This window comes from Acidovorax sp. SRI_002, from assembly GCF_057586455.1.
The window spans coordinates 422,571-442,297 of sequence record NZ_JBYCZW010000002.1 but is presented as its reverse complement, the minus strand read 5'-3'; the positions used below and the strand labels follow the sequence as shown (position 1 = coordinate 442,297).

Sequence of the window (19,727 nt, the reverse complement as noted above, 5' to 3'; positions counted from 1 at the left end):
GGATTCACCTGTGAGAAAACTGTTGTCAGAAACGACCTCTGCGATTGTCCCACCCGCTCTGGGGCACACCGCAAACAGGGTTACCGGGTAGGCAACTGGGCCAGCCGCGATTGCAACTGCGCCTCCAGCGCGGGCAGCAGGGTCCGCACGCCGGCCTCTTGCGCCGCCGGGCTGGGCCGCTGCGCCGCCGCCCACACAGGCGATGGAAAGTGACTGTCCCAGTCAAACCGCGCAATCACATGCCAGTGCAGGTGCGGCACCATGTTGCCCAGCGCCGCGATGTTGACTTTGGTGGGCGACAGGTGCTGGCGCAGGGCCTGCTCCACCAGGGCCACTGCCTCCATGCAGTGCACACGATCAACGGCAGCCAGGTCCGAGAACTCGGCCACATGTGCATTCCACACCACGCGATAGAAGGCAGGAAACCCCGCCTCCTGCGCACGGATGACCCGCAGGCGCTCGCCACGCCAGACCAATGCGCCGCCGTCTTCAGCGCACAAGGGGCAGGTCATCAGACCAGCACCCGCTCAATGCCGCCGTTGTTGGCACGGTGTACGTACTCAGGCATCCAGTTCTCGCCCAGAATCTCGCGCGCCATCTCGACCACGATGTAGTCGGCTTCGAGCAGGCCGTTGTTCAGATCGCCTTCGTAGCGGTTCAGGCCCTGCAGGCAGCTGGGGCAGCTGGTGAGAATCTTCACGTTGTCCTGGGCGCCCACAGCACCGATCTCGCGCAGTTTGGCCTCGCCCTTCTTGATTTCTTCTTCCTTGCGGAAACGCACCTGCGTGGACACGTCGGGCCGCGTCACACCCAGCGTGCCCGATTCGCCGCAACAACGCTCGCTCTTCAAGACCTGCTCGCCCACCAGCGCCTTCACGGTCTTCATAGAGTCCTGCAGCTTCATGGGGTTGTGGCAGGGCTCGTGGTACAGGTAGGCGCCCTTGCCTTGCAACTGGATACCCTTTTCGAGCAGGTACTCGTGGATGTCGATGATGCGGCTGCCCGGGAAGATCTTGTCAAACTCGTAGCCCTGCAGCTGGTCGTAGCAGGTGCCGCAGCTCACCACCACGGTCTTGATGTCCAGGTAGTTGAGCGTGTTCGCCACGCGGTGGAAGAGCACGCGGTTGTCCGTGATCATCTTTTCGGCCTTGTCGAACTGGCCCGAACCGCGCTGCGGGTAGCCGCAGCACAGGTACCCGGGCGGCAGCACCGTCTGCACACCGGCGTGCCACAGCATGGCCTGGGTGGCCAGGCCCACTTGCGAGAACAGCCGCTCCGACCCGCAACCGGGAAAGTAGAACACCGCCTCCGTCTCGGCCGTGGTGGCCTGCGGGTTGCGGATGATCGGCACGTAGTCCTTGTCCTCGATGTCGAGCAGCGCGCGCGCCGTCTTCTTGGGCAGGCCGCCCGGCAGCTTCTTGTTGATGAAATGGATCACCTGCTCCTTGATCGGAGCGGTGCCCACCGTCGCAGGCGGCTTGGCCGTTTGCTTGCGGCCCACCTTGCGCAGCAGGTCCACGGCCAGGCGCTGAGCCTTGAAGCCCACATCCACCATGGCCGAACGCATGAACTTGATGGTGTCCGGGTTGGTGGCGTTGAGCATGGTCATCGCCAGCGCGTTGCCAGGCCGGAACGTCTTCTTGCCCATCTTGCGCAGCAGGTTGCGCATGTTCATGGTGACGTCGCCGAAGTCGATCTTCACCGGGCAGGGACTTTCGCACTTGTGGCACACCGTGCAATGGTCGGCCACATCCTCGAACTCCTGCCAGTGCTTGATGCTCACACCCCGGCGGGTCTGCTCTTCGTACAAAAACGCCTCGACCAGCAGCGAGGTGGCCAGGATCTTGTTGCGCGGGCTGTAGAGCAAATTGGCGCGTGGCACGTGCGTGGAGCACACGGGCTTGCACTTGCCGCAGCGCAGGCAGTCCTTGACGCTGTCGGCAATCGCGCCGATGTCGCTCTGCTGCATGATCAGCGACTCGTGGCCCATCAGCCCGAAGCTGGGCGTGTAGGCATTCGTCAAATCGGCGTGCATCAACGCAGCGTTTGAAGCATTCGAAGCATTTTTGGCCTGCAGCGCTTGTCCATCAAGCGCTGGCAGCTCCTGATTTCGGAGCAACTTACCCTTGTTGAAGCGACCTTCCGGGTCCACCTTGCGCTTGTACTCGGCAAAGGGGCGCAGCTCTTCGTCGGTCAGAAACTCCAGCTTGGTGATGCCAATGCCGTGTTCGCCCGAGATCACGCCGTCCAGGCTGCGCGCCAGCACCATGATGCGCGCCACGGCCTCGTGCGCGGTCTGCAGCATCTCATAGTCGTCGCTGTTGACGGGCAGGTTAGTGTGCACATTGCCGTCGCCCGCATGCATGTGCAGCGCCACCCACACCCGGCCCTTGAGCACGCGCTTGTGGATGGCCACAGCCTCGTCCAGGATGGGCTTGAACGCCGCGCCGGTGAAGATGCCTTGCAGCGGCGCCCGCAGCTGGGTCTTCCAGCTCGCACGCAGGGTGTGGTCCTGCAGTTGAGCGAACAGTGTTTCCACATCGTGCAACCAGCCTTGCCACAGCGCGCGCACCCCTTCCACCAGGGCGATGGCCTGGGCTACGCGCTCCTGCAGCAGCTCGGGCGATGGGACTTCGTCGTCGGCGTCATGCTTGCCCAGGGGCAGGTTGCCGCGCTCGAAGAACTCGGTCAGCGCATCGCACAGCTTGATCTTGTTGCGCAGGCTCAGCTCGATGTTGATGCGCTCGATGCCGTCGGTGTACTCGGCCATGCGCGGCAGCGGGATCACCACGTCTTCGTTGATCTTGAAGGCGTTGGTGTGGCGGCTGATGGCCGCCGTCTTCTTGCGGTCGGCCCAGAATTTCTTGCGCGCGTCGGCCGTGATGGCCACAAAACCTTCACCGCTGCGGGTGTTGGCCAGGCGCACGACCTCGCTGGTCACGCGGGCCACGTCGTCGGCGTTGTCGCCCGCGATGTCGCCAATCAGCACCATCTTGGGCAGGCCGCCGTTGCCCTTCTTGCTCTTGGTGGCGTAGCCCACGGCCTTCAGGTAGCGGTCATCCAGGTGCTCCAGGCCCGCCAGCAGCACGCCACTGCGCTTTTGCTCGGCGAACATGAAGTCCTTGATCTCGACGATGCTGGGCACGGCGTCCTTGGCGTTGCCGAAGAACTCCAGGCACACGGTGCGCGTGTGCTCGGGCATGCGGTGCACCACCCAGCGTGCGCTGGTGATCAGGCCGTCGCAGCCTTCCTTCTGGATGCCGGGCAGGCCCGCCAGGAACTTGTCCGTCACGTCCTTGCCCAGGCCTTCCTTGCGGAAAGTCTTGCCCGGGATGCTCAGGCGCTCGGTGCGCACGGGCGTCTTGCCATCGGCCTCGAAATACTGCAGCTCGAAGGTGGCCGTCTCCACGTCATGGATCTTGCCCATGTTGTGGTCCAGGCGCGTCACTTCGAGCCACTGGGCGTCGGGCGTAACCATGCGCCAGCTGGCCAGGTTGTCCAGCGCCGTGCCCCACAGCACGGCCTTCTTGCCGCCCGCGTTCATGGCGATGTTGCCGCCAATGCAGGAAGCCTCGGCACTGGTCGGGTCCACCGCAAACACAAAACCTGCACGCTCGGCGGCATCGGCCACGCGCTGGGTGACCACGCCGGCTTCGGTCCACACCGTGCCCACCTCGCGGTCCAGGCCCGGCAGGCGGCGCATTTCCACCTCGGTCATGGCTTCAAGCTTTTCGGTGTTGATGACCACGCTCTTCCAGGTCAGCGGGATCGCGCCGCCGGTGTAGCCGGTGCCGCCCCCACGGGGAATGATGGTCAGGCCCAGCTCGATACAGCCCTTGACCAGGCCCGCCATCTCGACCTCAGTGTCGGGGGTCAGCACCACAAACGGGTACTCGACGCGCCAGTCGGTCGCATCGGTCACATGGCTCACGCGGGAGAGGCCGTCGAACTTGATGTTGTCCTTGGCCGTCAGGCGGCCCAGAGTCTTCTGGATCTGGCGGCGCAGCTGCGCGGCCTGCTCGAAGGTGGCATTGAACTCGGCCACTGCGCGGCGCGCAGCGACGACCAGTTCACCCACCAGACGGTCGCGCCCGGCGTCATCGGCAGGGGTGCGGCGCTTTTCGATCTCGCCCAGGCGGTGCTGAAGGGCATCGACCAGCAGCTTGCGGCGGTTGGGGTTGTCCAGCAGGTCGTCCTGCAGGTAAGGGTTGCGCTGCACGACCCAGATATCGCCCAGCACTTCATACAGCATGCGGGCCGAGCGGCCGGTGCGGCGCTCTTTGCGCAATTGGTCCAGCACCTCCCAGGATGAGGACCCCAGCAGGCGGATCACGATCTCCCGGTCGGAGAACGAGGTGTAGTTATAGGGAATTTCTCGCAGACGGGCAGGCTCGGCGGCCTGCGTCTGCAAGGCCGCCAACGCGATCGGAACATTCATGGGGGTCTACCTGGGGTGGGGGCGTGATTTTATGCCACGGTGCCCTCCCCGCGTCGGCCCCCACTCTGGCGCTCAGAACAGCACGCGGCTGCGCAGGGTTCCACCGACCTGCGCAAGCTTGTCCAATGCCAGGTCCGACGAGGCGGCGTCGATGTCGATCACCACATAGCCGATCTTCTCGTTGGTCTGCAGGTACTGGGCCGAGATGTTGATCTGGTTGTCCGAGAAGATGCGGTTGATTTCGGACAACACACCCGGCACATTGCGGTGGATGTGCAGCAGGCGGTGCTTGCCGGGGTGGGCGGGCAGCGCGACCTCTGGAAAGTTCACCGACGAGGTGCTGGTGCCGTTGTCGCTGTATTTCACCAACTTTTCCGCCACTTCGAGGCCGATGTTGGCCTGTGCCTCCATGGTGGAGCCGCCGATGTGGGGAGTCAGGATCACGTTGTCCAGGCCACGCAGGGGGGACTGGAACTCGTCCTTGTTGGTGCGTGGCTCGACCGGGAACACGTCGATGGCGGCGCCCAGCAGCTTCTTGGCCTTGAGCGATGCGGCCAGCGCTTCAATATCCACCACCGTGCCCCGCGCGGCGTTGATGAGGATGCCGCCTGGCTTCATGGCCGCGATCTCGGCTGCGCCGATCATTCCCTCGGTGGACGGCAACTCGGGAACGTGCAGGCTCACGATGTCGCTCTGGCCCAGCAGGTCGTGCAGGTGCTGCACCTGGCGGGCATTGCCCAGGGGCAGCTTGTTGACCACATCAAAGAAGGCCACGTGCATGCCCATGGCCTCGGCCAGCACCGACAGCTGGGTGCCGATGGAGCCGTAGCCCACGATGCCCAGGGTCTTGCCCCGGATTTCATACGCGTTGTCGGCCGACTTGAGCCAGCCGCCCCGATGCGCCACCGCGTTCTTTTCGGGGATACCGCGCAGCAGCAGGATGGCTTCCGCCAGCACCAGCTCGGCCACCGAGCGGGTGTTGGAGTACGGCGCGTTGAACACCGCAATGCCACGCTCGCGCGCTGCATTCAGATCCACCTGGTTGGTGCCAATGCAAAAGCAGCCCACGGCCACGAGCTTGTGGGCCTGGGCAAACACTTCCTCGGTGAGCTGCGTGCGCGAGCGGATGCCCACAAAGTGCACATCCGCGATCTTGCGCTTGAGCTCATCGTCGGGCAGTGCGCCAGACACCGTCTCGATCTGCGTATAGCCCGCCGCGCGGATCACATCCACCGCAGAGGAGTGAATGCCTTCGAGAAGCAGAAATTTGATCTTGTTCTTGTCCAGCGAATTGGTGGCCATGGCAATAAGAAGGAAGGAAATGGAGAAGGAAGAAACCGGCGCGCTGCGGCGCGAACGAACCGGTGCGACAGGGACCAGCGAACAGTCACCAGCATGGTGCATTGCACAAAACCTTGCAAGCCTCGGCAAATGCGCCACACCTTGTCACAAAAGAGTCACAATCCCTCCCCTTGCGGGTTACCCAAGGGGTTTCCCGGTTGTTGCAAGCGCTGGGGTCATGCGACAACGACATATCAATGTCACATCGGCTGCATAGCATCCAGCCTTTGTGCTTTTCGTCATCCTCGGAGGAAATATTCATGCAAACGAAGCATCTGGCGGTCTGCGCTGCCATTGCCCTGTCGGTCTGCGCACCTGCGCAAGCCCAGGCGCAGCAAGTTGAGATTCAGTGGTGGCATTCGATGAGCGCAGCGCTGGGCGACTGGGTCAATGACTTGGCCAAGCAGTACAACGCCAGCCAGACCAAGTACAAGGTCGTGCCCACCTACAAGGGCACGTATGACGAATCCATGACAGGCGCCATCGCCGCCTTCCGTGCGGGCAACGCCCCCCACATCCTGCAGGTGTTTGAAGTGGGCACCGCCACCATGATGGCCAGCAAGGGCGCCATCGTTCCCGTCGCCAAGGTATTGAACGACGGCGGCTTCAAGTTCGACCCCACCCAGTACGTGTCGGCTGTGGCTGGCTACTACACCGCGCCCAATGGCCAGATGCTGAGCTACCCGCTCAACAGCTCCACCACGGTGTTCTATTACAACAAGGACGCCTTCAAGAAGGCCGGCCTGGACGCCGACAAGCCGCCCAAGACCTGGCCCGAAGTGTTTGCCGCCGCGTCCAAGCTCAAGGCCAGCGGTCACAGCTGCCCGTTCACCACCAGCTGGATCAGCTGGACGCAGCTTGAAAGCTTCTCGCTGTGGCACAACACGCTGTTCGCGTCCAAGAACAACGGCTTTGACGGCAACGACGCCCAGCTGCAGGTCAACTCGCCATTACACGTGCGCCACTTTGAGAACCTGGCCAAGGCCTCCAAGGACGGCAGCTTCGTCTACAAGGGCCGTGGCAACGTGCCGGACGCATCCTTCCCCTCGGGCGAGTGCGCCATGATGACGGGCTCCTCGGGCCTGTACGCCCGCGTGGCCAAGGAAGCCAAGTTTGCCTACGGCATCTCGGCCCTGCCCTACTACCCTGACGTGAAGGGTGCCCCCCAGAACACCGCCATTGGTGGTGCCAGCCTGTGGGTGATGTCTGGCAAGAAGGCCGAGGAATACAAGGGCGTGGCCGATTTCCTGAACTTCCTGAACGACACCAAGGTGCAGGCTGCGAGCCACCAGCGCACCGGCTACCTGCCTGTGACCATGGGCGCCTACCAGCTGACTGAGGCGTCGGGCTTCTACACCAAGAACCCCGGCACCGACGTGGCCGTGACGCAGATGATCAAGAAGGCCACGGACAAGTCGCGCGGCATCCGCCTGGGCAACTTCGTGCAGATCCGCGCCATCATCGACGAGGAAACCGAGCAGATCTGGTCGGGCAAGAAGTCGCCCAAGGAAGCACTGGACACCGCCGTGACCCGTGGCAACGAGCAACTGGGCCGCTTCGCCCGCGCCAACAAGTAAACACTGCCGAACATCTGCCGATACCGCCCAGCAGCACTGCCGGGTGGCATCGAAAGCCCGCCGCCCCGTCAACCCTATTGGTTCACGGGGCGGCGGGGTTTTCTTTTTGAGAGTTTCGACATGGAAAAACGCGTTTTATTCCGCTCTGCATGGCTGCCATGGGTGCTTCTGGCACCCCAACTGGCCATCATCAGCGTCTTCTTTTTCTGGCCAGCCGGCCAAGCCCTGGTGCAGTCGTTCCAGATGCAGGACTCCTTCGGGTTTTCGAAGGAATGGGTCGGTTTCGACAATTTCCGGGACCTGTTCCAGGACCCGGGTTACCTGGCATCGTTCAAGACCACGGCCTTCTTCTCGATCCTGGTGGCGGTGAGCGGCATCACGCTGTCGCTGTTCCTCGCGATCTTTGCCGACCGCATCATCAAGGGCGCCATGGTCTACAAGACCGCGCTGCTGCTGCCCTACGCCGTGGCACCTGCGGTGGCGGGCGTGCTGTGGATGTTCATGTTCTCGCCCTCGCTGGGCGTGGTGGCCTACATGCTGCGCCAGTCGGGTTTCGACTGGAACCACATGCTCAACTCCGACCACGCGATGGCGCTGATCGTGATTGCGGCGGTGTGGAAGCAGATCTCCTACAACTTCCTGTTCTTCCTGGCGGGCTTGCAGTCCATCCCCAAGTCGCTCATCGAGGCGGCCGCGATTGACGGTGCAGGCCCCTGGCGCCGCTTCTGGAGCATCCAGTTCCCGCTGCTGTCGCCCACCACGTTCTTCCTGCTGGTGATCAATGTGGTGTATGCATTCTTCGACACCTTCGCCATCGTGGACGCCACCACGCAGGGCGGACCGGGCCGCGACACTTCCATCCTGGTCTACAAGGTGTACCACGATGGCTTCAAGGCCATGGACATGGGCGGATCTGCCGCACAGTCGGTGGTGCTGATGGCCATCGTCGTTGTGCTGACGGTCATCCAATTCCGCTACGTCGAGAAGAAAGTGCAGTACTGATATGAAGCACCCCCTGAGTCGCTTCGCGCCTTCCCCCTCCAGCGGGACGCCGCCCTCACTGCGGGGCGGCCCTTGCTCGGCGGCCCTCGCCTGCGTCGTGTCTTTTGCGGGCGCAGTGGGCCAAGCTTCGATCCTGAAAGATTCCAATGGTTGAACGTAGTCCCTACCTCACCGCGTTCTCGCACCTCATCATGGTGCTGGGCGTGATCATCGTCGGCTTCCCGCTGTACCTGGCCTTCGTGGCCTCCACCCACACGGCGCAGGACATCGTGCAGGTGCCCATGCCCATGGTGCCCGGCGGCAACTTCTGGCAGACCTACCACGACGCCTTGTTCGGCGGCGGAACCGGCGCGGGCTCTACCGCACCCGTGGCGCACATGATGTGGGTGAGTTTTGTCACCGCCATGGTCATCACGCTGGGCAAGATCGCCATCTCGCTGTTGTCGGCGTTTGCCATCGTGTACTTCCGCTTCCCCTTCAAGGGCATCTGCTTCTGGCTGATCTTCATCACGCTGATGCTGCCCGTGGAAGTGCGCATCGGGCCCACCTACCAGGTGGTGTCGGACCTGGGCATGCTCAACACCTATGCGGGCCTCACGGTGCCGCTGATCGCCTCGGCCACGGCCACGTTCCTGTTCCGGCAGTTCTTCCTCACGGTGCCCGATGAACTGGTCGAAGCCGCGCGGGTGGATGGCGCCGGCCCGATGCGCTTTTTCAAGGACATCCTGGTGCCACTGTCGCGCACCTCGATTGCCGCGCTGTTCGTGATCCAGTTCATCTATGGCTGGAACCAGTATCTGTGGCCCCTGTTGGTGACCACGTCCGAAGACATGTACCCCGTGGTGATCGGCATCAAGCGCATGCTGGCCGGCGGCGACGCAGGCAACGAGTGGAACATCGTGATGGCTACGGCCCTGCTGGCCATGCTGCCACCTGCCTTTGTGGTGGTGGTCATGCAGCGCTGGTTCGTCAAGGGCCTGGTGGACACCGAAAAATAAAGATAAAACAGGCCCTACCGCTTCATACATCTGCGCTAGCAGCTACATATTTAATAGCAAAATGGCATCCATCTCTCTTCGCAACATCATCAAGCGCTACGGGCACGGCCCCAAGGCCAACCAGGTCATCCACGGCGTGAACGCCGAGGTCAAGGACGGTGAATTCATCGTGATCGTCGGCCCCTCGGGCTGCGGCAAATCCACCCTGCTGCGCATGGTGGCAGGCCTGGAAGAAATCTCCGGCGGCGAGCTGCGCATCGGCGACCGTGTGGTGAACAACCTGGAACCTGCCCAGCGCGACATCGCGATGGTGTTCCAGAACTACGCGCTGTACCCGCACATGACGAACTTCGACAACATGGCGTATGGCCTGAAGATCGCCAAGGTGCCCAAGGACGAGATCAAGGCGCGCGTGGATAAGGCCGCCAAGATCCTCGAACTGGGCCACCTGCTGGAGCGCAAGCCGCGCGAACTCTCGGGCGGCCAGCGCCAGCGCGTGGCCATGGGCCGCGCCATCGTGCGCCAGCCCCAGGTGTTTCTGTTCGACGAGCCGCTGTCCAACCTGGACGCCAAGCTGCGCGCCCAGACCCGCCTGGAGATCCAGAAGCTGCACCGCGAGCTGGGCATCACCAGCCTGTTCGTCACACACGACCAGGTCGAGGCCATGACATTGGCTGAACGCATGATCGTGATGAACGCCGGCAACATGGAACAGTTCGGCACGCCCGAAGAGGTCTACCACACGCCCGCGTCCACCTTCGTGGCCAGCTTCATCGGCTCGCCGCCCATGAACCTGCTCAAGAACGCGCCGAGCGCCGCCCCCGGCACCATCCTGGGCATCCGCCCCGAGCACCTGGATGTGCGCAGTGAAGGCTGGGCGGTCACGGTCGAGACGGTGGAGCTGCTGGGCGCCGAGCGCCTGATCTATGGCCGCATCAATGGCGAGCAGATCATCGTGCGCGTTGAAGAAGGCACGCACTCCCCTGCGCCCGATTCCGTGATCCATGTTCAGCCCCGCGCAGATCGCCTGCACGCGTTCGATGCCACCACCGGCAAGCGCATCGCGGCCTGAACCGATGCCACCCAAGCCAGCTGCCAGTACCGGGGGCAAGGTTCAGGCCACAGTCCCGGTGCTGGCGTCTCTGGACCTTGCAGAAACCCTGCGGTTCTACACCAGGCACCTGGGCTTTGATCCGCTGCTGGAGATGGACAACTACCTGATCCTGCAGCGCGATGGCTGCGAGCTGCACTTCTGGCCCTGCACCGAGCGCCACATTGCAGAGAACACCTCGTGTTATGTGCGTGCCGACACAGAAGCGCTGCACGCGGATTTCACGGCGCGCGGCCTGCAGCTGGCGCCACCTGTTGTCCAGCCCTGGGGCATGAAGGAGATGTTCGTCATCGACCCCCACGGCAACCTGCTGAAATTTGGTGAACCCGCATGAGCGCCCCATCTCCCATCCTCGCCCCCTGGCCCTACCCCCGCTGGATCGCCCACCGCGGCGCCGGCAAGCTCGCCCCTGAAAACACCCTGGCCGCCTTCCGGCTGGGAGCACAGTATGGCTATCGCATGTTCGAGTGCGATGCCAAGCTGAGTGCCGACGGCGTACCGTTTCTGATGCACGATGCCACGCTGGACCGCACGACCAATGGCGCGCCGGCACTGGGCTCGGCAGCGAGCGCGGTCGGGGGCGATCACCCCTGGGCGGCCCTGTCACAGCTGGATGCTGGCGCCTGGCATTCACGCAGCTACGCCGGCGAGCCGCTCCCCACGCTGGAGAACATTGCGCACTACTGCATCGCCAACGGGTTCTTGCTGAACATCGAGATCAAGCCAACACCCGGTGTGGAGGAAAAGACTGGGCAGGTAGTGGGCGAGCATGCGGCGCGGCTGTGGCACGGCCAGGCGGTGTTGCCCCTGTTCTCGTCATTCCGACCCGAAGCGCTGGCTGGCGCCCGCACCACAGCACCCCACATCCCCCGCGCCCTGTTGCTGGACACGCTGTGGGACGGCTGGCACAACACGGCCCGCGAGCTGGGCTGCGTGGCCATCGTCTGCAACCACGCGCTGTGGGATGCGGCGCTGGTTGCGCGCGTCCACGGCGACGGCCTGCGCGCGCTGAGCTACACGGTGAACGACGACTGGGCCGCACAGCGGCTCATCGCCCTGGGCACGGACGGCATCATCACCGACCGCGTGGACTTCTTTTCGCCCGCCACGCCATAGGGCGCGCCTTCAAACCATCCACGCCCCAAGCCAGTGCCACCGTGGAACCGGCTTCGCCGGGCCAGGGGTGGCGTCCCCCTTCAGGGGGAAGGCGCGCAGCGCCTCAGGGGGTCAGTCCAGCTTCGCGCCCGACTTTTTCACCGCCTCGGCCCAGCGTGGCATCTCGGACGCCAGGAATTTCGCGAAGTCCTCAGAGCCCAGAAACGCCGGGTCGGCCCCCTGGCTCACCATGCGGTTGCGCACATCGGGCATCTGCAGCACCTGGCCGAAGGCCTCGCTGAGCTTGTTCACAGCCTCCTTGGGCGTGCCGGCCGGGGCCAGAAAGCCATAGAAACCCACCACCTCGAATCCCTTGATGCCGCTCTCGATTACCGTGGGCACATCGGGCAGTGCGGGGTTGCGCTCCTTGCTGGTCACCGCCAGGGCGCGCACCTTGCCCTGTTTGTGGTACGCGGCGGCCTGCGGAATGCTCTCGGCCATGAACTGCACCTGCCCGCCCATGAGGTCGGTGAACGCCGGGGCACTACCCCGGTAGGGGATGTGCACCATGAACAGACCCGTGGCGGTCTTGAACATCTCGGGCACCAGGTGGCTGATGCCACCATTGCCCGCCGAGCCAAAGTTGACCTGGCCCGGCTTGGCCCGGGCGTAGTCCATGAACTCCTTGAGGCTCTTGGCAGGCACGTTGGGGTTCACCAGCAGCGCCAGCGGCTGCATGGCGGTGCGCGCAATCGGCACAAAGTCCTTGAGGGTCGAATACGGCAACCGGCTGTAGAGCCCCGGGTTGATCACCATCACACCCGTGTTGGCCAGCATGATGGTGTGACCGTCGGGCGGTGCTTTCATCACGTCCTGCGCGCCCACGGTGCCACCGGCACCGGCCTTGTAGTCCAGCACCACCGGCTGGCCGAGCACGGCCTGCAGCTTGTCCGACAGCAGGCGCGCGTGCTGGTCCAGCGGCCCACCGGCCGGAAAACCGATCACGATGCGAACGGGCTTGGAGGGAAAGGCCTGGGCCTGCGCGGCGGCAGACAAAACAAGGCCTGCGGCAAGGGTGATCCAGGTGCGCATCATCTTCATGGGGGTGTCTCCAGCAATCGGTGGGGTTGTCTTGCGTCAGCGGACTTCCGTTGACACGGGCCACTGACGCGCAACCAAGGCTATCAGACACCAAGGTGAAAGAGGCCCATGGACCGCCCCTCGCAAACCCTCAAAACACGTGACGGCTTGCTGAAAGCTTCAAGCTTTCCAGCCCCGCACCAGCACCCACTGGCAGGTAGCGCAGGCCACAACCAGGGCGGCATAGGTCAGCATCTTGCCGTCACGCCCCCACAGCACCAGCCCCGCTGCGAGCACCGCCACACCCACGGCAAACAGAATCACCCAGCGCAGCCACACCGACATCGCCGAGGCACTGCGGGAGCCCACCAGACGGCCCGAAAGCACCAACACCAGCGCCATGGCGGCGGCGGGTGCAACAAAGTTGAGAAGGTGGTTGGCGATGTCCAGTGGACCCATGGAATTGACCCAAATCAAGGCTTGAACAAGCAAGGCCGCCTGTTCGGGCCAACAATTTTATAATCGCAGCTTATGGCAGTCTGGGCCCTCGGCATCAACCACACCACCGCGCCGCTCGATCTGCGTGGCCGGTTCGCGTTCGCGCTCGACCAGATTGCCCCCACGTTGCACGGTTTGCGCCAGTCGCTGGGCACCACCAGCCGCCACCCCGGGGTGGAAACAGCCATCATCTCCACCTGCAACCGCACCGAAATTTACTGCGCGGGCGAGCAGGCAGCCATGGACCATACGCTGGGCTGGCTCGCACAGAGCGGCGGCGTCAGCCCCGCGCTGCTGCGCTCGCACTCGTACACCCTGGAAGACAGCCTCGTCGCACGCCACGCCTTCCGCGTGGCCAGCGGGCTCGATTCGATGGTGCTGGGCGAGGCCCAGATCCTTGGCCAGATGAAAGACGCCGTGCGCGCCGCCGAAACCGCTGGCGCCCTGGGCACCACGCTCAACCAGCTGTTCCAGCGCAGCTTTGCCGTGGCCAAGGAAGTGCGCAGTAGCACCGAGATTGGCGCGCACAGCATCAGCATGGCCGCCGCCGCAGTGCGTCTGGCGGGCCAGCTGTTTGAAGACATCTCCGAGACCAAGATTTTGTTCGTCGGCGCGGGCGAGATGATCGAGCTGTGTGCCACGCACTTCGCCGCCAAGAACCCCAAGGCCATCGCCATTGCCAACCGCACCCTGGAGCGCGGCGAAAAGCTCGCCACCCGCTTTGGCGGCGAGGTGATGCGCCTGGCCGACCTGCCCGAGCGCCTGCACGAGTTTGACGCCGTCATCAGCTGCACCGCGAGCAGCCTGCCCATCATCGGCCTGGGTGCCGTGGAGCGCGCCCTCAAGAAGCGCCGCCACCGCCCCATGTTCATGGTCGATCTGGCCGTGCCGCGCGACATCGAGCCCGAGGTCAAGGCCTTGGGCGACGTGTACCTCTACACCGTGGACGACCTGGCCAGTGTGGTGCAGACCGCGCAGGCCAACCGCCAGGCCGCCGTGGCCCAGGCCGAGGCCATCATCGACGCGGGCGTGCAGAGCTTCATGCACTGGATGGAGCTGCGCAGCCCTGTCGGCCAAGCCGGTGGTGTGGTACCTCTGATTCAGCAGCTCAACGCCCAGACCGACGAGTGGCGTGCACTGGAAATCGCGCGCGCCAAGAAGCTGCTGGCCAAGGGCGAGGATGTCGACGCCGTGCTCGAAGCCCTCTCGCGCGGCCTCACGCAGAAGATGCTGCACGGCACCTTGGCCGAGCTGCGGGCGGGCGACGCCGAGATGCGCGCCCAGACGGCCCAGACCGTCTCGCGCCTGTTCCTGCGCTCGCAAAGCAAGACGCCCAACAACAACGGCCTGTAGCGGCGCTCGCCCGCTCCGCAGCCGCCCCGGTTTTCATCAAAATCGGCCCCTAGCGCTTGATAGATAAGCGCCACCAGCTACCAAATATGTAGCAAACCATTTTTCCAGAATTCCATGAAACCCTTTCTCCGCAGCCAACTGGAGCGCTACGCACAGCGCCTGGGCGAACTCGACTTCCTGCTCTCGCGCGAAGACATCATGAGCGACATGGCGCAGTACCGCCGCATCTCCGTCGAGCACGCCGAGGTCACGCAGGTCGCAGGCCGCTACGCCCGCTACCAGCAGCGCGAGGCCGACCTGGCGGGTGCGCGCGAGATGCTGGCCGACCCCGACATGGCCGAGATGGCACAGGAAGAAATCACCGCTGCCTCCGCCGAGCTGCTGCAGCTCGAAGACGAACTGCAGCGCCTGCTGCTGCCCAAGGACCCCGACGACGCCCGCAGCGCCTTCGTCGAAATCCGCGCGGGCACGGGCGGCGACGAATCCGCCCTGTTCGCAGGCGACTTGACCCGCATGTACACCCGCTACGCCGCCAACGTGGGGTGGAAGGTGGAGGTGGTGAGCGAGAACGCCGCCGAGCTGGGCGGCTACAAGGAAATCGTGCTGCGCATTGAAGGCCAGCCCGGTACGGGCCCCTCCGGTAGCGGTGTGTATGGCGCGCTCAAATTCGAATCCGGCGGCCACCGCGTGCAACGCGTGCCCGCCACCGAAACGCAAGGCCGCATCCACACCAGCGCCTGCACCGTGGCCGTGATGCCCGAGCCCGACGAGCACGAGGCCATCAAGCTCAACCCGGCGGACCTGCGCATCGACACCTTCCGCGCCAGCGGCGCTGGCGGCCAGCACATCAACAAGACCGATTCGGCCGTGCGCGTGGTGCACTTGCCCACCGGCATCGTGGCCGAATGCCAAGACGGCCGCAGCCAGCACAGCAACAAGGCCAAGGCGCTGCAAGTGCTACAGGCGCGCATCCAGGAGAAGGAGCGCAGCGAGCGCGCCGCCAAGGAGGCCGCGCTGCGCAAGGGCCTGATCGGCAGCGGCGACCGCAGCGACCGCATCCGCACCTACAACTTCCCGCAAGGGCGCCTCACCGACCACCGCATCAACCTCACGCTGTACAAACTGCTGCAGGTGATGGAAGGCGACCTGGGCGATGTGCTGCGGGCCCTGGCCCACGCCCGCGAGGCCGAGCAGCTTGAAGAGCTGGAGATGGGCACCACCAGCTGAGCCCCATTCAAAATTTGAATCAAATTGGCCTCTAGCGCTTATCCATCATGCGCTAGCCGCTATTAAATCAATAGTGACCAACACATCCCCCACCCTCGCCCAGGCACTGAACCAGGCCCACACCCTGGGACTGGCGCGCATCGACGCGCAACTGCTGCTGCTGCACACCCTGGCGCGCCACGACGCAGGCCGCGCCTGGCTGCTGGCGCACGACACGGATGCGATGGAAGAGGCAGCACATGCCCAATTCATCGCCCTGTGCCAGCGCCGCTTGGCGGGCGAGCCGGTGGCCTACCTCACCGGACGCAAGGAGTTCTACGGCCTACCGCTGCAGGTGGACGCCCGCGTGCTGGACCCACGCCCCGACACCGAAACCCTGGTGGACTGGGCCCTGGAAGTGATCGCCCCGCTGACATCGCCGCGCGTGGTGGACCTGGGCACTGGCAGCGGCGCCATTGCGTTGGCGCTGCAAAGCCAGCGCGCTGACGCCAGGGTACTGGCGGTGGACGCGAGTGCCGATGCATTGGCCGTGGCCCAGGCCAATGCACAGCGGCTGGGTTTGCCGGCGCGGTTTCAGCGCAGTGATTGGCTGCGAGGCGTGGATGGTTTTTTTGACGCGATCATCTCCAACCCCCCCTACATCGCCAGTGCCGACCCCCACCTGGCCGCGCTGACGCACGAACCCCTGCAGGCCCTGGCCAGCGGCGCAGACGGCCTCGAAGACATCCGCACCATCGTCGCCCAGGCGCCCGCGCACCTGCAGCCGGGCGGCTGGCTGCTGCTGGAGCATGGCTACGACCAGGCCGAAGCCGTGCAGGCCCTGCTCGCCACCCAGGGTTTTGCCCTGGTACAAAGCCGCAATGACCTCGCGGGCATTGCGCGTTGCACGGGCGGGCAGTGGGCGCTGGCGCAGACAGTGAAATAATCCACCCCATTGCGGGCTTTCAAAACCTCACGCCCGCCAGCCCCTTTCAAGGAGTATTCCCATGAGCGACACCCAACAACGCATCGACACCCTCGTCAAATCCAGCGACATCCTGCTGTTCATGAAGGGCAACGCCAGCTTCCCCATGTGTGGCTTCTCGGGCCGCGCAATCCAGATCCTCAAGGCCTGCGGCGTGGACCCCAAGAGCGTGGTGACCGTCAACGTGCTCGAAGACGACGAAATCCGCCAGGGCATCAAGGAATACAGTAACTGGCCCACGATCCCCCAGCTGTACGTGAAGGGCGAGTTCATCGGTGGCTCGGACATCATGATGGAGATGTACGAGTCGGGCGAACTCAAGCAGGTGCTGGGCACCGAAGGCTGATCGACGCGGCCACTACCCCGTGCAAACCAGGCCGCCTTCGGGCGGCCTTTTTGTTTGCCCGCAACAGTGGCACCAATCAGGGGCTTTTCCGGTGCTGAAGCGGGCATGTTGTGTGCTTGAATGGTTGCGTGACGTAACCATCACAGGAGCATGCAATGACCAGCCATAGCCTTGTTCCCCAGCCACCCGCCCTGCGCTTGCCGGTGGCCCAGATGCGCAATGTGTTCCACCCCGGTGACGTCGAGCGCAAGCTCGCACGGTTGCAGGAGTCGGGCAACCAGCGCGAATACGAAACCCTGCGCACCGTGTACGAACGCATGCTGGAACGTGGTCCGGAGCGCTTTCAGGTCAAGCCCTCGGGCATCCCCGACATGGCCAGCCTGTATGAGCAGTTGCCCAACTTCACCGAGGTGCTGGACGACGTCAAGCGCCACGTGGCGCTGGCGCAGGACAGCAGCGATGGCCTGGAGGTCACGCCCATGCTGCTGCTGGGCCCGCCCGGCATCGGCAAGACCCACTTTGCGCGCCACCTGGCCGAGCTGCTGGGCACGGGCATGAACCTCTTGCCCATGAGCTCCATGACCGCAGGCTGGCTGCTGTCGGGCTCGTCCGCACAATGGAAAGGCGCACGCCCGGGCAAGGTGTTCGAGGCGCTGGTGGAGGGCGAATACGCCAACCCTGTGATCGTGGTGGACGAGATCGACAAGGCCAGCAGCGATGCACAGTACGACCCGCTGGGCGCGCTGTACAGCTTGCTGGAGTACGACACCGCCCAGAGCTTTACCGATGAGTTTGCGGAGGTGGCCATCGACGCCAGCCAGGTGATCTGGATCACCACCGCCAACGACACGCGCGGCATCCCCGACCCCATCCTGAACCGCATGAACGTGTTCGAGGTGGAGGCGCCCACACTGGAGCAGGCGCGCACCATTGCCCGCAACCTGTACCAGGGCATCCGCGCAGGGCACGACTGGGGCCGCCTGCTGGATCCGGAGCCGACGGACGACGTGCTGGACCACCTGGCACAGATGCCCCCCCGTGAGATGCGGCGCGCGCTGATGACGGGCTTTGGCAATGCGCGGCTGGACCGCCGGTCCACCGTGGAGATTGCTGATCTGCCCAAGGCGGCGTCAGGGCGCAGCCGCATCGGTTTCGTGCAATAACAAGGCCCCCGCCGCCAGTCCTGCGCTCGCCTGCAGGACTGGCCTTCGGGGCCCCACCCCCGAAGGCCCACCAGGCCCCCCGGTGTGTGCACACCTGGGGTAGGTGCCTGCGGAACGCCCAGATACACTCAGTCATCCGGTGTGCCGCAGCGCCACGCTCCGTCGCCATTCATGACCCTCTCCCAAAGCCTCTTTGTCATCGGACTGCTGATTGCAGCCAGCGCCTTCTTCTCCATGGCCGAGATCTCGCTCGCCGCAGCGCGCCGCCTGCGCCTGCGGCAGATGGCCGACGAAGGGGATGCCAGGGCGGACCAGGTGCTGCGCATGCAGGAGCAGCCGGGCGACTACTTCACCGTGGTGCAGGTGGGGCAGAACGCCGTGGCCATCCTGGGCGGTATCGTGGGCGAAGGTGCGCTGAGCCCCCACTTCACCACGCTGTTCGGCCTGTGGCTGTCGGAATCAGCCGCGCAGAAGGCGGGCTTTCTCGCCTCGTTCCTGGTCATCACCTCCCTTTTCATCCTGTTTGCCGACCTGTTCCCAAAACGCCTTGGCATGGCCGATCCCGAGCGGCTGGTGGTGCGGCTGGCGCAGCCCATGGCCTGGTGCATGGCGCTGCTGCGCCCTGTGGTGTGGTTCTACAGTCGGGGGGCGGATGCGCTGTTCCGGGTGCTGGGCATGTCGTCGTTGCGGGACGACCGCATCACCTCGGATGACATCCTGGCGATGATGGAAGCGGGTGCGCGTGCCGGTGTGCTGGCCGCCCGCGAGCAGCAGGTCATCACGAATGTGTTCGAGCTGGACACGCGCATGGTGTCCAGCGCCATGTCGCCGCGCGACCGTGTGGCCTTCTTCTTGCGCGACGAGCCGGACTCCGTGATCCGCCTGCGCATTGCGGCCGAGCCTTTCTCAACCTACCCCGTGTGCGAGGGGGACATCGACCATGTGGTGGGCTATGTGGATGCCAAGGACCTGTTCCAGCGCGTGCTGAACAACCAGCCCATTTCGCTGGCCGATGACAGTCTGGTGCGCAAGGTGCTGATCGTCCCAGACCGGCTCACGCTGTCGGAGGTGCTGGAACAGTTCCGCCAGGTGCACGAAGACTTTGCCGTCATCGTCAACGAATACAGCCTGGTGGTGGGCGTGGTCACGCTGAACGACGTGATGAGCACCGTGATGGGCGACCTGGTCGGCCCGGCGGATGAAGAGCAGATTGTGCGGCGCGATGAAAACTCGTGGCTCATCGACGGCGTCACACCGGTCGAGGACGTGCTGCGCGCACTGTCGCTGGACGAGCTGCCCCACGCGGGCGACTACGAAACCCTGGCCGGGTTCCTGATGGTGATGCTGCGGCGCGTTCCGCGCCGGACGGACAGCGTGAGCTGGGGTGGCTACAAGTTCGAGGTGCTGGACGTGGACAGCTACCGCATCGACCAGGTCATGGTGTCCCGCCTCGGTACCGCACAGTCAGCAGGCTCCGGCCAGACCATCCAGGCCACCCCAGCAGACATCGCCACGCCGACTTCGACCTAGGCCT

The 19,727-nt window shown here is 64.5% G+C and carries 17 protein-coding genes; 12 read left to right on the top strand and 5 right to left on the bottom strand.

Annotation, left to right across the window (positions count from 1 at the left end; translation table 11 throughout):
- Positions 1-80 precede the first annotated feature (80 nt).
- The 3 genes from AC2YJX_RS06970 to serA all read right to left on the bottom strand — a co-directional run bounded on the left by AC2YJX_RS06970 (position 81) and on the right by serA (position 5,740).
- Positions 81-512, bottom strand: coding sequence for an HIT family protein (locus AC2YJX_RS06970; protein ID WP_487255622.1), 432 nt, complete (start codon positions 510-512; stop codon positions 81-83).
- Positions 512-4,438: a DUF3683 domain-containing protein gene (locus AC2YJX_RS06965; protein ID WP_487255621.1), complete on the bottom strand. Its 3,927-nt coding sequence runs from the start codon at positions 4,436-4,438 to the stop codon at positions 512-514. The genes AC2YJX_RS06970 and AC2YJX_RS06965 overlap by 1 nt, the downstream gene beginning before the upstream one ends.
- A gap of 72 nt (positions 4,439-4,510) precedes the next feature.
- Positions 4,511-5,740: a phosphoglycerate dehydrogenase gene (serA, locus tag AC2YJX_RS06960; protein WP_121422467.1), complete on the bottom strand. Its 1,230-nt coding sequence runs from the start codon at positions 5,738-5,740 to the stop codon at positions 4,511-4,513.
- 299 nt (positions 5,741-6,039) lie between these two features.
- Between serA and ugpB the strand changes: the two genes are divergently transcribed.
- From ugpB to ugpQ, 6 genes are all read left to right on the top strand, one after another.
- A complete protein-coding gene (gene ugpB, locus AC2YJX_RS06955) occupies positions 6,040-7,356 on the top strand; it encodes a sn-glycerol-3-phosphate ABC transporter substrate-binding protein UgpB (RefSeq protein WP_055399138.1) in 1,317 nt (438 codons plus the stop codon).
- A 120-nt stretch (positions 7,357-7,476) separates the two neighbouring features.
- Positions 7,477-8,358, top strand: coding sequence for a sn-glycerol-3-phosphate ABC transporter permease UgpA (gene ugpA, locus AC2YJX_RS06950; RefSeq protein ID WP_121422466.1), 882 nt, complete (start codon positions 7,477-7,479; stop codon positions 8,356-8,358).
- A 146-nt stretch (positions 8,359-8,504) separates the two neighbouring features.
- Positions 8,505-9,356, top strand: a complete 852-nt coding sequence (ugpE, locus tag AC2YJX_RS06945) for a sn-glycerol-3-phosphate ABC transporter permease UgpE (RefSeq protein ID WP_121422465.1) — start codon at positions 8,505-8,507, stop codon at positions 9,354-9,356.
- Between the two features lie 61 nt (positions 9,357-9,417).
- A complete protein-coding gene (locus tag AC2YJX_RS06940; protein ID WP_055399144.1) occupies positions 9,418-10,428 on the top strand; it encodes a sn-glycerol-3-phosphate import ATP-binding protein UgpC in 1,011 nt (336 codons plus the stop codon).
- A gap of 4 nt (positions 10,429-10,432) precedes the next feature.
- Entirely contained in the window at positions 10,433-10,801 is a 369-nt protein-coding gene (locus AC2YJX_RS06935) for a bleomycin resistance protein (protein WP_121422464.1), read from the top strand.
- Positions 10,798-11,583: a glycerophosphodiester phosphodiesterase gene (ugpQ, locus tag AC2YJX_RS06930; RefSeq protein ID WP_487255620.1), complete on the top strand. Its 786-nt coding sequence runs from the start codon at positions 10,798-10,800 to the stop codon at positions 11,581-11,583. Before AC2YJX_RS06935 ends, ugpQ begins: the two co-directional genes overlap by 4 nt.
- A 111-nt stretch (positions 11,584-11,694) precedes the next feature.
- On the opposite strand, the gene AC2YJX_RS06925 is transcribed toward ugpQ, so the two are convergent.
- Positions 11,695-12,663: a Bug family tripartite tricarboxylate transporter substrate binding protein gene (locus AC2YJX_RS06925; protein ID WP_487255619.1), complete on the bottom strand. Its 969-nt coding sequence runs from the start codon at positions 12,661-12,663 to the stop codon at positions 11,695-11,697.
- A 159-nt stretch (positions 12,664-12,822) separates the two neighbouring features.
- On the bottom strand, positions 12,823-13,101 hold the full coding sequence (locus tag AC2YJX_RS06920; protein WP_121422462.1) for a hypothetical protein: 279 nt from the start codon (positions 13,099-13,101) through the stop codon (positions 12,823-12,825).
- Positions 13,102-13,173: 72 nt separating this feature from the next.
- Here AC2YJX_RS06920 and hemA point away from each other — a divergent pair, with 72 nt between their 5' ends.
- The 6 genes from hemA (at position 13,174) to paeA (ending at position 19,723) form a co-directional block, all read left to right on the top strand.
- The gene (gene hemA, locus AC2YJX_RS06915; RefSeq protein ID WP_487255618.1) at positions 13,174-14,493 is read left to right on the top strand and encodes a glutamyl-tRNA reductase; all 1,320 of its coding nucleotides are present in this window, start codon (positions 13,174-13,176) and stop codon (positions 14,491-14,493) included.
- A gap of 114 nt (positions 14,494-14,607) precedes the next feature.
- Positions 14,608-15,720, top strand: a complete 1,113-nt coding sequence (gene prfA, locus AC2YJX_RS06910; RefSeq protein WP_487255617.1) for a peptide chain release factor 1 — start codon at positions 14,608-14,610, stop codon at positions 15,718-15,720.
- A gap of 73 nt (positions 15,721-15,793) precedes the next feature.
- Entirely contained in the window at positions 15,794-16,645 is an 852-nt protein-coding gene (prmC, locus tag AC2YJX_RS06905; RefSeq protein ID WP_487255616.1) for a peptide chain release factor N(5)-glutamine methyltransferase, read from the top strand.
- Positions 16,646-16,706: 61 nt separating this feature from the next.
- Positions 16,707-17,030, top strand: coding sequence for a Grx4 family monothiol glutaredoxin (gene grxD, locus AC2YJX_RS06900; RefSeq protein WP_055399159.1), 324 nt, complete (start codon positions 16,707-16,709; stop codon positions 17,028-17,030).
- Between the two features lie 155 nt (positions 17,031-17,185).
- Positions 17,186-18,193, top strand: coding sequence for an AAA family ATPase (locus AC2YJX_RS06895; protein WP_055399161.1), 1,008 nt, complete (start codon positions 17,186-17,188; stop codon positions 18,191-18,193).
- 171 nt (positions 18,194-18,364) lie between these two features.
- Entirely contained in the window at positions 18,365-19,723 is a 1,359-nt protein-coding gene (gene paeA / locus AC2YJX_RS06890; RefSeq protein WP_487255615.1) for a polyamine export protein PaeA, read from the top strand.
- Positions 19,724-19,727 lie beyond the last annotated feature (4 nt).